The organism is Novosphingobium kunmingense (assembly GCF_002813245.1).
In the GTDB taxonomy this organism is placed as follows: Bacteria; Pseudomonadota; Alphaproteobacteria; order Sphingomonadales; family Sphingomonadaceae; genus Novosphingobium; species Novosphingobium kunmingense.
On sequence record NZ_PHUF01000005.1, the window covers coordinates 45,089 to 57,112 of the forward strand.

Consider the following 12,024-nt stretch of genomic DNA (forward strand, 5'->3'; position numbering starts at 1 on the left):
CAGGCCTCAGCAGCTGCCGGCGCGGATGTTGCGCAGGTGGGCATAGGCCAGCACCGACACGCCGGCGATGGTGAGGATGGCCTCTTCCGCACCGTGACCGACGAACAGCGCGAGGGTCATCAGCGCCAGGCCGACCGCGCCGGCATGGAGCGGAACCGGATCGCGGTGCCGGATCGCCCCGACGACCAGGGTCATCGCGCCGACCGCGATCGCGAGGGCAAGGCCAATCCGGTGGATTGCCGGGGCCAGCAACCAGCCGCCGCCCAGGCCGAGGCCCGCAACCAGCATCAGACTGGCAAGGCAATGAACCGCACACAGCCCCGACAGGAGCACGCCGACCCGGTCGAGCCGGTCGCGAATCGAGAGCATAGCCAAACGCATTTGCCGCGCCCATGTATGTTACATCATACCATCGCACAACCTCTGCGCGGCGAACCGGCGCATTTAACTTGCGCTTTGCCGCGTCGTTCATCACAGGCCGGGCCATGAACGCGGTCGAATCCCCCGTCGCCGCGGGCCCTGCCCCGGCCCTGGCGTCCCATCGCCCCCTTGCCCTGGCGCGCTGGCTGTTCGCCGTTGCCGCGCTGGTCGTGCTGATGGTTGCAGTAGGCGGCATCACCCGGCTGACCGAATCGGGCCTGTCGATCACCGAATGGAAACCCGTCACCGGCGCCTTGCCCCCGCTCAGCGAGGCGCAGTGGCAGGCCGAGTTCGAGGCCTACAAGCAGATCCCGCAATACACCGAGGTCAATGGCCCGGCCGGCATGACCCTGGCCGACTACAAGTTCATCTTCTTCTGGGAGTGGTTCCACCGCCTGCTCGGCCGGGCGATCGGGCTGGCCTTTGCCCTGCCACTGGCCTGGTTCTGGGTGCGCAAGGCCATACCAGGCGGCTATCATGCCCGCCTGCTCGGCCTTCTGGCGCTGGGCGGCCTGCAAGGCGCGGTCGGCTGGTGGATGGTAACCTCGGGCCTGACCCAGGACGTCAAGGTCAGCCATCTGCGCCTCGCGGCGCATCTGCTGCTGGCGCTGACCACGCTTGGCGCGCTGGTCTGGACCGCCCTCGATCTGCGCGCCACGGCGCGGGGCGAGGCCAAGGCGGGCTTCACCCCGTTTGGCCTTCTGGTTCTGGCCATGCTGTTGCTGCAACTGGTCTACGGCGCCTTCCTCGCCGGATTGCGCGCCGGCTACCTCGCCGGATCGGGCTGGCTCAACTGGGACGCCTGGCCGCTGATGCAGGGGCGGTTGGTGCCGGACGGGATCGACTGGTCGCGAGGGATTGGCCACGCGCTGGTGTCCGATCCCTACCTCGTCCATTTCATCCACCGCTGGTGGGCCTGGGCCCTCGTGGCGATCCTGGTCGTGCTGGCGCGCAGGGTGCGCCGGGCGCACCGTCCCGCCTCGGTGGCCATCCACGCTGCATTCGGCACGCAGATCCTGCTGGGAATCGCCACGGTGATGAGCGGCATGAACCTGTGGCTGGCGGGCCTCCACCAGCTGGTCGGCGCGCTGCTGGTCGCGGCCACGGTCTGGGGCGTCCATAGCCTCACACCTGCCGGCGCATCCGCAAATCGGGCGAATTAGGTAGACATACCAAGGCTATGGCGAGCGCTCGTAAACCATGGTAACTGCCGCGTAAGGCGTTTCGGCAGGCAGGCCGACTGAGGATCGACGTGGCGCATTCATTCCATCCCTTCGGCGGACCGGTACTCTGATGATGGCCCGGCACGGGTTTCTGCTGGCCGGAATCGCGGCCCTGGCCCCGGTTGGACTTGCGGCCGTTCCCGCCGCCACCGCGCGCGAGGCCGAGGCCCGCCGCTTCGATCCGCCCGGCAAGGCAACGATCACCCGGACGCTTTACCGATTCCTGTCGGACGGCAACGCCATTGTCGTCACCCGGCGCTACGACGTGACCTTCGTTCCGGTGGCCGAAGGCTTTCGCCTCGACGGCACGCTGCGCGAGGCGCTGGTCGATGCCCCGCCCGAACTCGACGCCCTGGCCGAGATCGAACGGACCCGGCCCGACCACGCCTTTCCGATCATGCTCGATGCGAGCGGCCAGATCCTCAGCCAGACGAAGGGTCCGGCCGTGCCGCGCGAACGGCACATCGCCGCAGCCGGCGCGGTGGCCGACAAGGCCGGACTGCCCGAGGTCCGCAAGCGCGAGATGCTGGCCCAGCTTGCCACCCTGACCGCCGCTGCGGGCTTAGGCACGATGCCTGCAGACCTGTTCATCGCCCGTGCCGGCGAACGCCGCGAGCGCCGCGTCCTGCCGCTTCCCGACGGGAGCGAGGGTGAGATCGAACTGGCGATCAAGGTCGATGCCGCACTGCAGGGCAGCCTGCCCGAACGGATCGAGAAGACCGTCACCACCCGCCTTGCCGGCTCGACCCGCGTATCGAAAGAGGTGTGGAGCCTGACCGCGCGCTGACGCGCCGGAGGCGTCACGGTATTATTTTACCTCTCCGCAAACAGGCCGAAAAGCTTGACTTCGCGGGTCCTATGCACGAATGGCGCGCCTTCTCCCGCAGCTTGCGGGGATTCGCATATTCCCGTGGCGCGCCGCCAGGCCCGCCCATTCGCACGAAGGAACGCTGGCCATGAAGGCGCTCAGCAAGATCACCCGGTCGATCAAGCCGGCCGAGGTGGAAAAGAAGTGGCATCTCATCGATGCCGATGGTCTGGTCGTCGGCCGGCTGGCCGTGGTCATCGCCAACCACCTGCGCGGCAAGCACAAGCCGAGCTTCACCCCCCACGTCGATTGCGGCGATCATGTCGTCGTGATCAACGCCGACAAGGTCCGTCTGACCGGCAACAAGCTCAAGCAGAAGACCTACTACAAGCACACCGGTTACGCCGGCGGCATCAAGGAAGTCACCGCGGACAAGGTCCTCGACGGTCGCTTCCCCGAGCGCGTGCTTGAAAAGGCCGTGGAACGCATGATCCCGCGCGGGCCCCTGGGCCGGGCGCAGATGCGTGCCCTTCACCTCTACGCCGGCACCGAGCACCCGCATGGTGGCACCCAGCCCCAGCCGCTCGACGTTGCTGCCATGAACCGCAAGAACAAGGTGGGCGCCTGATGTCCGATACCCTCAACGATCTCGCTGAACTCGGCACCGCTGCCGATGTCCCGGCCGCCCCGGCCGCTCCCGCCGCGCCGCTGCGCGACAAGGAAGTCGATGCCCAGGGCCGCGCCTATGCCACCGGCCGCCGCAAGGACGCCGTGGCCCGCGTCTGGATCAAGCCCGGTTCGGGCAAGGTCGTCGTCAACGGCCGCGATCAGGAAGTCTACTTCGCGCGTCCGACCCTGCGCCTCGTGATCGACCAGCCGTTCCAGGTTGCCGACCGCGCCGGCCAGTACGACGTGATCGCCACCGTCAAGGGCGGCGGTCTTTCGGGTCAGGCCGGTGCCGTCAAGCACGGCATTGCACAGGCACTGTCGAAGTTCGAACCGGCCCTGCGCAGCGCCGTCAAGGCCGCCGGCTTCCTGACCCGCGACAGCCGCGTCGTCGAACGCAAGAAGTACGGCCGCGCCAAGGCCCGCCGCAGCTTCCAGTTCTCGAAGCGCTAAGCACTTTTTCCGCCCTGGCGGAATCAAAAGGGGCGGTCCGGCAGCGGGCCGCCCCTTTTCGCGTTCGTCAGTGGACCGGCGGATCGACTGCCGGCACTTCGCCCACCGGCGCCACCGGGTCACCGGCATGGCGCGGCGGCAGGGCATTCTCAGGCACGGCGTCGATCTGCATGGCCGCCGTCGGCACGTCCTTGAAGTTGCGCACATCGACCGTGATCGTGTCGCCTTCGACGTAGAGCACATTGAAACTCGGCGGGGTCGAGCGGATACGCTGCGACAGCGTTCCCGCGCCGATCATCCGCAGGGGCCCGGCCGGTGTCGGCTGGTCGATGTCGAAGGCGTCATGGACGTGGCCGGTCAGGATCGCGAAGACGCCGCGCCGGGCCAGTTCCTCCATCGCGCGGTTGCCGCCGATGGTCAGCTTCTTGCCCCGCGGATCGCGCTCGGTCAGCGGGTGGTGCGCGGTCACGATCGCGCGGGTGCCTGGAGGCAGCGCATCCAGGGCGGCGCAGCAGGCGCCAAGCGCCTTGTCCGTTACCCAGCCGTTCGACCAGGGAAACCGCCACTGCGCGCGGGTCGCGGTTTTCAGCGGAATGACCGCGAGGCCGGGCAGGAGCAGTTCCTTTTCGAGCACCTTTTCGATCGAGCGGAAGCGGCGATAGGGATCGGTGAAGCGCTCGATCAGGTTGAAATAGGGCATGTCGTGGTTGCCCACCTCGACCGTCACCGGCACGTCGAGGGCCGAGACCCACTCGCAAGCGGCTCGGAACTCGCGGTGGCGTGCGCGCATGGTGAGATCACCGGTGATCAGCACGGCTGCCGGCTTCTCGCGCGCAAGTTCGGCCTTGAAGAACGACAGGGCGCGCTTGTCTTCCAGGCCGAAGTGCAGGTCGCTTACATGGAACAGGGTCAGGCGTTGCCGGGTCATCGCACCGGTGCAAGCAGATCGACCGCCAAGGGCGCAAGCGAAAACGTCTCGACCGGGTTGCCGCTGGCGCGTTCGCCGTCGATCATCAGGTCCATGTCGGCCCCGTCAACGGTTTCGCAGTGGATCACCGGATGGGCTCCCAGCTCGTCGTGCGGCCCTTCGCGGAAGTTGCGGCGCAACAGGGCCAGCCCCTGCCTGATGTAGTCCGCCACGCTGTCGGCCCCATAGCCATCGACGACGATGCCATGCTCCTCGGGGACCAGACGGACGCCGCCATAGCCCTCCGGCTTGCCGAGTTCGGGATCGCGCAGCCGGACGAGCGCACCGCCGCTGGTCTGTTTGGCCGCCTCGACCGCGGTCTGGGCCACGGCGACCAGATTGCCCTCGCGCAGCTCCTCGCGCACGTCGCTCCAGGTGGCGCCCGGTCCCGCCAGCAGTTCGCACACCGCCTTGCCGCCGCTGTAGGTGATGCAGGGACGGCGCGTGGGCTGCAGGCGGCCCGCGGCGAGATCGGCGATCACGCTGTCGGCAGTGACCTCTTCGCCGTGGAGCGCCTTGGCCAGAAGATTGGTCGTGCCGCCCGGCAGGACGAGGACCTGCCCGCCCCACCCCTCGACCCGGCACAGCACCGAATTGATCGATCCGTCGCCGGTGAAGATCGCCAGCGTGGTCACCCCGTCTGCATCAAGCCGGTCCGGCGAAAGGTCGGGGTCGGTCGTGATATCTACGATCCTTGCCGGCCTTCGCCCGGCCTTGTTCAGGGCGGCGATGAGCGCATCGCGCGCGGCATCGTCGTTGCTGCCGCTCGCGGGATTGACGACGAGCCAGAGAGTGTCGGAAGGCGTCATGACCCGCTCTTAACCGGCGAAATGCGGGCTTGTTCCGGCTAGACCCGACCGCTCAGGATCAGCCAGGCGGCCAGGGCATTGGCGCCGGTATAGGCGGCGTAGAACCAGGCCCAACCCTCGCGCCCCTGGCCGACCAGCAGCATCGCGCCGAGCAGCAGCGCGAACTCGAGCACGAAGGCCGCGCGTCCGCCCATCAACTGGAAGAAGCCGGCCATCGTTTCGAGCAGCGGATGCCCGCTGTCCAGCACGGCCCGGTGCAGGATGAAGTTCGCCACGCCGAACAGGAAGGTCAGGATCAGCGCCATCGCCCTACCCTTAGGGGCCAGACCGCGCTTGGCAATATCAGCGCCCGGCCATGGCCTTCGCCTTGGCGAGGTAGGTGCGGCCGATGCGCACCGTGGTCCCGTCATCCAGTTCCGCCGACCATACGCCGAGGCCGTCGTGGCGCAGCCCGGCAATGCGATCGCGGCGCAGGATGGTCGAACGGTGGAGGCGGATGAACTTGTCCGGATCGAGCCGCGCTTCCAGCCCCGACACCGTCTGCAGCATCAGGTAGCTGCGCGCCGTCCCGTCCTTCTGCGCCACGTGCAGTCGCACGTAATCGCGTTCGGCATCGATCCGGCTCACGTCGGCGGCGGCTATGCGCAGCAGTTCGGACCGGTTGGGCACCCAGAATTCGGTCAGCCAGGTCCCCTGCCCCGCCGCCCGGCTGCCGCGCCGCGCCGCGGCACGGGCGATCGCGCGTTCGAGCCGCTCGGGCGTGACGGGCTTGAGCACATAGTCGACCGCATCGAGATCGAACGCCTCGACCGCGAAACTGTCGTGCGCGGTGACGAAGATGATCGCCGGGCTCTTGGCCCCGTCGAGCAGCGCGCGGGCGACGGCCAGCCCGTCGAGCTCGGGCATGGTCATGTCGAGCAGGACGAGGTCTGGGCCCAGTTGGCGGATCGCGTGCAGAGCGGACGCGCCGTCCTGCGCCGTGCCGACCACATCGAGCGTGGGAAGGGTGCGACAGATGTGCTGCATTCGTTCGAGAGCGAGCGGCTCGTCGTCGACGATCAGGGTGCGCAAGGGGGCGGTGTCAGCCATGGCGTTCCAGCGGCAAGCGAAGCTGGGTGGACCACCCCCCGTCGGGGCGAGGTCCGGCGGAAAGATCGGCCGCTTCGCCATAACGCGCGGCCAGGCGGTCACGCACGTTGGCTAGGCCGATGCCGAAGCCCTTGGCCGCTTCGCCTGAAGCGCCGAGGCCGTCGTCGCCCACCTCGAGGATCAGGGCATCACCTTCGCTGCGCGCGGCGATGGAGACCGTGACGGGCCGGGTCACCGCCGACACGCCGTAGCGGACGGCGTTCTCGACCAGCGGCTGCAGGATCATGCCGGGAACGCTTGCATCGGCAAGGTCGTCGGGCATGGCGATCGCCACGCGCAGGCGGTCGGGAAAGCGGACGCCTTCGATCTCGAGGTAGAGGCGCTGCTGCGCCAGTTCCTGCTCGAGCGAATGATCGGCGGTGGGATCGCCGGCCAGGCTGCGCCGGTAGAAGCTCGACAGCGACTGGATCATCCGCTCCGCCGCGTCGCCCTTGCCGGTCATCACCAGGGCCGACAGCGAATTGAGCGTGTTGAACAGGAAGTGCGGATTGACCTGGTAGCGCAGCGAGCGCAGTTCGGCCGCCTTGGCCGCGCGGCGGTATTCGCCCTCGCGCCGCTCGGCGGCACGGGCCTGCTCGGCGTTGACCAGCGCGTAATAGAGCGCCGCCCAGGCCAGCAGCAGGAAATAGCGGCCCAGCGCCACGTCGACGAGCTGGCGCCAGCGAATGTCGTCGCGGGTCCGGGCATCGATCGTGATGACCGGTTCCTGGTCCTTCTGCTCCTGCTGGGCGATGGTCGGGACCGTGGGCGAAGGCTGCTCGATCACCGGCGGGGCCGATGGCGCGGGCTCGCTCGCCGCTTCTTCCTCGCGGTCGAGCGGATCGACCAGCAGATTGCCGGCCTCGTCGCTGCGGATGCGCAGGCCATCGCGCGCGCCGATCTGCGCGGTCGCCTGCTCTTCTATCGAGGCGAAGGTCCACTGGTTGATCAGGGCCAGGGCAAGCGAAGCGGGCAGGGCGACCAGCAGGACTGCCAGCGACTTTTCCCACAGGGGTCGCGGATCGAGCAGGCGCAGCAGCGGCCAAAGGCCCAGGGTCACCCCCATCGAGGCCAGGATCACGAAGGCGCGGCGCCACAGCAAGGCGTCGTAAAGTTCGAGCCCGACCAGCCAGCCGCGCAAAGTCGCGATCGCAAAGTAAGCCAGCCACAGCCCCACCGCCGAAGCGATGACGACGCGCGCCGGAACGCGCGGCAGGGCGGTACTATCCTCCATTGCGCCGACATCTACCCGACCGCAGACCCACCACGCCAGTCGCTTCATCGACGCAGCCGCGTGGTTGGTCGAAGCGGATCAGGTCGAAAGGAGGCCCTCTTTGGCGATCTTTTCCTGCCAGACCAGCGGGGCAAGGCGGTGGACGTTGTTGCCTTCGCTATCGACCGCAACGGTCACCGGCATATCCTCGACCGTGAACTCGTAGATCGCTTCCATGCCGAGATCCTCGAAGGCGATGACCCTCGATTCGCGGATCGCGCGCGACACCAGATAGGCGGCGCCGCCGACCGCCATCAGGTAGGCCACCTTGTGCTTGGCGATGCAATCGACCGCGCCCTGCCCGCGTTCGGCCTTGCCGATCATGGTCAGGAGCCCGAGATCGAGCATCATGTCGGTGAACTTGTCCATGCGGGTCGCCGTCGTCGGCCCCGCCGGCCCGACCACTTCGCCCAGCACCGGATCGACCGGACCGACATAGTAGATTGCGCGGCCGCGGAAATCGACCGGCAGCGCCTCGCCCTTGGCCAGCATGTCCTGGATGCGCTTGTGCGCCGCGTCGCGTCCGGTCAGCATCCTGCCGTTCAGGAGCAGGCGGTCGCCCTGCTTCCAGCTTTCGACCTCCTCGCGGGTCAGGGCGTCGAGGTTGACGCGCCTGGCCGCCTTGTCGGGGGTCCAGTGCACGTCGGGCCATTCGTCGAGCTTGGGGGTTTCGAGGAAACTCGGCCCCGAGCCGTCCAGCGTGAAGTGGGCGTGGCGCGTGGCGGCGCAGTTGGGAATCATCGCCACCGGCTTGCCCGCAGCATGGCACGGCGCGTCCATGATCTTGACGTCGAGGATGGTCGACAGCCCGCCCAGACCCTGCGCGCCGATGCCCAGCGCGTTGACCTTGTCGAAGATCTCGATGCGCAGCGCTTCGATGTCGGTCTTCGCCCCGCGCTGCTTGAGCTGCGCCATGTCGATCGGCTCCATCAGCGCCTGCTTGGCCAGCAGCATGCAGTGTTCGGCGGTGCCGCCGATGCCGATCCCGAGCATGCCCGGCGGGCACCAGCCCGCGCCCATCTGGGGCAGCATCTCGATCACCCAGTCGACGATCGAATCGCTCGGGTTCATCATCTTGAACTTGGACTTGTTCTCGCTGCCGCCGCCCTTGGCCGCGACATCGATCGACACCGCTGCGCCAGGGACCATCTCGACATGAAGCACGCAGGGCGTGTTGTCCTTGGTGTTGCGGCGGGTGAAGGCGGGATCGGCGAGGACCGAGGCGCGCAGCTTGTTGTCGGGGTTGAGGTAGGCCTTGCGCACCCCGTCATCGACCACGTCCTGCAACGATCGGCGCGTGTCGAGGCGGCAGTCCATGCCCCATTTGATGAAGACATTGACGATGCCGGTGTCCTGGCAGATCGGGCGGTGCCCTTCGGCGCACATGCGGCTGTTGGTCAGGATCTGGGCGATCGCATCCTTGGCTGCCGGGCCCTGTTCGGCCTCGTAGGCGTCGCCCAGCGCGCGGATGTAATCCATCGGGTGGAAATAGCTGATGTACTGCAGCGCGTCGGCCACGCTGTCGATCAGATCCTGTTCGTTGATGGTCACCATGTCGGTCATTCGCCGATTTCCCTCTTGAACTCGCAGTCGCCGCCCCATAGGCGCAGCACAAGCCAGTCGTCAAAGCCGCTGTAAGGGGATTTATGGCGGAATTGCAGGGCGGTTGCCATACTGTTTTGCATGTGTAATACAGTCCGCATCGAAGGACAGACCGAATGACCGTCGCCACTCTCGACAGTTCTGCCGCCCGCAAGGCCATGATCGACAGCCAGTTGCGCCCCAGCGGCGTCAACGACGAATGGCTGCTCGCCGCGATGGGATCGATCCCGCGCGAGGATTTCGTCCCCGCTGCGGCGCGCGGCCACGCCTATATCGACCGGGCCCTGCCACTGGATGGCGGCCGCGCCCTGCCTGCCCCGCTGGTCCACGGCCGCATGCTGACCGAAGCCGCGCTCCGCGCCGACGACAAGGTGCTGATCGTGGGCTGCGGCAGCGACTACCTTGCCGCGCTGACCCGCACAATCGCCTCCGACGTGACCGTGGTTCCCGCTGCCGATGCCGCCCGCGGCGTCACCGGAACCTATGACCTGGTGCTGGTGGACGGCGCCGTGGAACACCTGCCGCAGGGGCTCGCAGCCGCTCTTGCCGATGGCGGCCGGATCGTCACCGGCCTGGTCGAACGCGGCGTGACCCGGCTTGCGGCCGGGCGCAAGGTCGGCGGCAGCATCGCCCTGCTGCCGGTTGCCGACATGGGAATTCCCATCCTGTCCGATTTCGCCACCCCCAAGAGCTGGAGCTTCTGATTATGCGCGCATCGCGCTTGGCCCTGCTTGCAGGGATGGCCTTCGTTGCGTCGCCGGCGCTTGCCGACGACCTGCGCGAGGCGCTGACCATGGCCTACAACGGCAACCCGCAATTGCAGGCCGCCCGGGCCCAGCAGCGCGCAGTGGACGAAGGCGTGCCGATCGCGCGTTCCGCCTCGCTGCCTTCGGTCGATGGTTCGGCCACCTATACCGAGTTCCTGCACAACAGCGATTCGAGCCCGCTGGCGCCCGACCGCAACCTGTCGCTCGGCGTCGATGTCGGCATGCCGGTCTATGCCGGCGGAGCGATCAAGAACTCGATCCGCGCCGCGCGGGTCCGGGTCGCTGCCGGCCAGGCCGATCTGCGCGCCGCCGAATCGGGCGTATTCAGCCAGGTCGTCGCCGCCTACATGGACGTGATCACGGCGCAGGCGGTGGTCAACCTCAACCGTACCAACAGCCGTGCGCTCGGCGTGAACCTGCAGGCCACCCGTGACCGGTTCGAGATCGGCGACCTCACCCGCACCGACGTCGCCCAGTCGCAGTCGCGCCTGGCGCTCGCCGAAGGGCAGGCCCGCTCGGCCGAGGCGCAGCTGATTTCGGCGCGCGAGCGCTATATCCAGGTCGTCGGCAAGGAACCGGTCGATCTCCAGCCGCCGCCGCCCCTGCCGGGCTTGCCCGCCTCGGTCGATGCCGCCGTGGCGACCGCGCTTGTAAGCAACCCCGACCTGATCGCCGCCAAGGAGCGCAGCCGCGCTGCCGGCTTCGACACGCGGGTTGCCGGCGCCGGGCGCCTGCCCACGGTCAGCGTCTTCACCGGTGTCGACCGGTCCGATTCGCTCGGCTCCAACAAGCTCCCCGGCGCGGTCCAGTCGAGCAGCAGTGCGGCGATCGGCGTGCGCGCCTCGATCCCGCTGTTCCAGGGCGGACTGCCCGCGGCCCAGCGCCGCCAGGCCCAGGCCCGCGAAGGCGCGACGCTCGAGCAGGAGATCGGGATCGAGCGCGAGGTTATCGCCGCCACCCGGTCGGCCTTTGCCCAGTGGCAGGCCTCGCAGGCGCTGATCACCTCTTCGCAAAGCGCGGTCGATGCGGCCAGCCTCAGTCTTGAAGGCGTGCGGGCGGAAAACACGGTCGGAAACCGCACCATTCTCGACATCCTCAACGCCGAACAGGAACTGCTTAACGCGCAGGTTCAATTGGTTACGGCCCGCCGCAACGCCTATGTCGCCGGGTTCAACCTGCTGTCGGCGATGGGCAAGGCCGAAGCCCGCGACCTCGGTCTCGACGGTGGACCGCTCTACGATCCGCAGGTGAACTACGACCGTGTCAAAAATATCATCTGGGACTGGCAAAGCGACCCGGCGCCCAAACCGCAGTCGACGCGCACCGTTGACACAAAAGCGCAGGACGGTTCAGTTACCAAATAGTGAATCGGTCCCAACCGGGACAGCTGGGGGTAACGGGGCAATGCGCCAGGCTGGAGAACCATCGGTCGAGGAGATCCTCGAATCGATCAAGAAAGTGATCGCGCGCGATAATCGCGCCGCCACCATCGACGACCGCAAGGAGCGCGAGGACCGCAATCCGGTTGCGCAGCCCGCCCCGCTCGACCAGCCGGTCGCGGACGAGGTGTTCGACCTGGCCGAGGCCGAACTGGTCGACTTCGACGATGTCGAAGATGGCGAACCGGCACCCGACCGCCCGCTGCTGACCGAGGATGCGGCCACTTCGATGCGCGATTCGCTGACCGCGTTGGCCATGCTGGCCGAACCGCCCGCAGCACCGCAGATCGTCCGTTCGGGCGAAACCTCGCTCGAGGGGCTGACCCGCGACCTGCTGCGGCCGATGCTGGCCGACTGGCTCGACAAGAACCTGCCGCCGCTGGTCGAACGTATGGTGGCCGCCGAAATCGCGCGGATTGTCGGCAAGAAGGTCTGAGCGCCGGGCGCGGTTTGCGGCGCCAATTCATTT

At 67.8% G+C, this 12,024-nt stretch carries 14 protein-coding genes; 7 read left to right on the forward strand and 7 right to left on the reverse strand.

Annotated features, from left to right (window positions below):
* Positions 1–6 precede the first annotated feature (6 nt).
* Positions 7–381, reverse strand: a complete 375-nt coding sequence (locus B0I00_RS12935) for a MerC domain-containing protein (RefSeq protein WP_100867842.1) — start codon at positions 379–381, stop codon at positions 7–9.
* A 104-nt stretch (positions 382–485) separates the two neighbouring features.
* Here B0I00_RS12935 and B0I00_RS12940 point away from each other — a divergent pair, with 104 nt between their 5' ends.
* The 4 genes from B0I00_RS12940 to rpsI all read left to right on the forward strand — a co-directional run bounded on the left by B0I00_RS12940 (position 486) and on the right by rpsI (position 3,570).
* Positions 486–1,583 (forward strand): COX15/CtaA family protein, encoded by a 1,098-nt coding sequence (locus B0I00_RS12940; RefSeq protein ID WP_100867843.1) that lies wholly within the window; start codon positions 486–488, stop codon positions 1,581–1,583.
* A gap of 130 nt (positions 1,584–1,713) precedes the next feature.
* The gene (locus tag B0I00_RS12945; RefSeq protein WP_100867844.1) at positions 1,714–2,430 is read left to right on the forward strand and encodes a hypothetical protein; all 717 of its coding nucleotides are present in this window, start codon (positions 1,714–1,716) and stop codon (positions 2,428–2,430) included.
* A 169-nt stretch (positions 2,431–2,599) separates the two neighbouring features.
* The gene (gene rplM, locus B0I00_RS12950; protein WP_100868138.1) at positions 2,600–3,079 is read left to right on the forward strand and encodes a 50S ribosomal protein L13; all 480 of its coding nucleotides are present in this window, start codon (positions 2,600–2,602) and stop codon (positions 3,077–3,079) included.
* Positions 3,079–3,570: a 30S ribosomal protein S9 gene (gene rpsI, locus B0I00_RS12955; RefSeq protein WP_100867845.1), complete on the forward strand. Its 492-nt coding sequence runs from the start codon at positions 3,079–3,081 to the stop codon at positions 3,568–3,570. Before rplM ends, rpsI begins: the two co-directional genes overlap by 1 nt.
* Positions 3,571–3,637: 67 nt before the next feature.
* Here rpsI and B0I00_RS12960 read toward each other — a convergent pair whose 3' ends face one another.
* The 6 genes from B0I00_RS12960 to B0I00_RS12985 are packed head-to-tail and all read right to left on the reverse strand — an operon-like array spanning position 3,638 to position 9,310.
* Positions 3,638–4,498, reverse strand: coding sequence for a metallophosphoesterase family protein (locus B0I00_RS12960; RefSeq protein ID WP_100867846.1), 861 nt, complete (start codon positions 4,496–4,498; stop codon positions 3,638–3,640).
* Positions 4,495–5,346, reverse strand: a complete 852-nt coding sequence (locus B0I00_RS12965) for a diacylglycerol kinase family protein (RefSeq protein ID WP_100867847.1) — start codon at positions 5,344–5,346, stop codon at positions 4,495–4,497. Before B0I00_RS12965 ends, B0I00_RS12960 begins: the two co-directional genes overlap by 4 nt.
* Before the next feature lie 38 nt (positions 5,347–5,384).
* Positions 5,385–5,651 (reverse strand): hypothetical protein, encoded by a 267-nt coding sequence (locus B0I00_RS12970; RefSeq protein ID WP_100867848.1) that lies wholly within the window; start codon positions 5,649–5,651, stop codon positions 5,385–5,387.
* Between the two features lie 37 nt (positions 5,652–5,688).
* A complete protein-coding gene (locus B0I00_RS12975) occupies positions 5,689–6,435 on the reverse strand; it encodes a LytR/AlgR family response regulator transcription factor (RefSeq protein ID WP_100867849.1) in 747 nt (248 codons plus the stop codon).
* Positions 6,428–7,756 carry a sensor histidine kinase gene (locus tag B0I00_RS12980; RefSeq protein ID WP_332870774.1) on the reverse strand — a complete coding sequence of 443 codons (1,329 nt, stop codon included), beginning with the start codon at positions 7,754–7,756 and terminating at the stop codon, positions 6,428–6,430. The genes B0I00_RS12975 and B0I00_RS12980 overlap by 8 nt, the downstream gene beginning before the upstream one ends.
* Before the next feature lie 30 nt (positions 7,757–7,786).
* Positions 7,787–9,310, reverse strand: a complete 1,524-nt coding sequence (locus B0I00_RS12985) for a fumarate hydratase (protein WP_100867851.1) — start codon at positions 9,308–9,310, stop codon at positions 7,787–7,789.
* 155 nt (positions 9,311–9,465) lie between these two features.
* Here B0I00_RS12985 and B0I00_RS12990 point away from each other — a divergent pair, with 155 nt between their 5' ends.
* Genes B0I00_RS12990 through B0I00_RS13000 form a run of 3 tightly spaced genes read left to right on the forward strand, consistent with a single transcriptional unit; the run spans position 9,466 to position 11,991 of the window.
* Positions 9,466–10,053 carry a protein-L-isoaspartate O-methyltransferase family protein gene (locus B0I00_RS12990; RefSeq protein ID WP_232730238.1) on the forward strand — a complete coding sequence of 196 codons (588 nt, stop codon included), beginning with the start codon at positions 9,466–9,468 and terminating at the stop codon, positions 10,051–10,053.
* A 2-nt stretch (positions 10,054–10,055) separates the two neighbouring features.
* On the forward strand, positions 10,056–11,480 hold the full coding sequence (locus tag B0I00_RS12995; protein WP_100867852.1) for a TolC family outer membrane protein: 1,425 nt from the start codon (positions 10,056–10,058) through the stop codon (positions 11,478–11,480).
* Positions 11,481–11,520: 40 nt separating this feature from the next.
* Positions 11,521–11,991 (forward strand): DUF2497 domain-containing protein, encoded by a 471-nt coding sequence (locus B0I00_RS13000; protein ID WP_100867853.1) that lies wholly within the window; start codon positions 11,521–11,523, stop codon positions 11,989–11,991.
* Positions 11,992–12,024: the final 33 nt, after the last annotated feature.

Excerpts from the sequence above, each read along its gene's own strand:
- B0I00_RS12945 (WP_100867844.1), top strand. The coding sequence starts at position 1,714 with ATGATGGCCCGGCACGGGTTTCTGCTGGCCGGAATCGCGGCCCTGGCC.
- rpsI (WP_100867845.1), top strand. The coding sequence starts at position 3,079 with ATGTCCGATACCCTCAACGATCTCGCTGAACTCGGCACCGCTGCCGAT.
- B0I00_RS12975 (WP_100867849.1), bottom strand. The coding sequence starts at position 6,435 with ATGGCTGACACCGCCCCCTTGCGCACCCTGATCGTCGACGACGAGCCG.
- B0I00_RS12960 (WP_100867846.1), bottom strand. The coding sequence starts at position 4,498 with ATGACCCGGCAACGCCTGACCCTGTTCCATGTAAGCGACCTGCACTTC.
- B0I00_RS12970 (WP_100867848.1), bottom strand. The coding sequence starts at position 5,651 with ATGGCGCTGATCCTGACCTTCCTGTTCGGCGTGGCGAACTTCATCCTG.
- rplM (WP_100868138.1), top strand. The coding sequence starts at position 2,600 with ATGAAGGCGCTCAGCAAGATCACCCGGTCGATCAAGCCGGCCGAGGTG.
- B0I00_RS12980 (WP_332870774.1), bottom strand. The coding sequence starts at position 7,756 with ATGAAGCGACTGGCGTGGTGGGTCTGCGGTCGGGTAGATGTCGGCGCA.
- B0I00_RS12995 (WP_100867852.1), top strand. The coding sequence starts at position 10,056 with ATGCGCGCATCGCGCTTGGCCCTGCTTGCAGGGATGGCCTTCGTTGCG.
- B0I00_RS12965 (WP_100867847.1), bottom strand. The coding sequence starts at position 5,346 with ATGACGCCTTCCGACACTCTCTGGCTCGTCGTCAATCCCGCGAGCGGC.
- B0I00_RS12940 (WP_100867843.1), top strand. The coding sequence starts at position 486 with ATGAACGCGGTCGAATCCCCCGTCGCCGCGGGCCCTGCCCCGGCCCTG.
- B0I00_RS12935 (WP_100867842.1), bottom strand. The coding sequence starts at position 381 with ATGCGTTTGGCTATGCTCTCGATTCGCGACCGGCTCGACCGGGTCGGC.
- B0I00_RS12985 (WP_100867851.1), bottom strand. The coding sequence starts at position 9,310 with ATGACCGACATGGTGACCATCAACGAACAGGATCTGATCGACAGCGTG.
- B0I00_RS12990 (WP_232730238.1), top strand. The coding sequence starts at position 9,466 with ATGACCGTCGCCACTCTCGACAGTTCTGCCGCCCGCAAGGCCATGATC.
- B0I00_RS13000 (WP_100867853.1), top strand. The coding sequence starts at position 11,521 with ATGCGCCAGGCTGGAGAACCATCGGTCGAGGAGATCCTCGAATCGATC.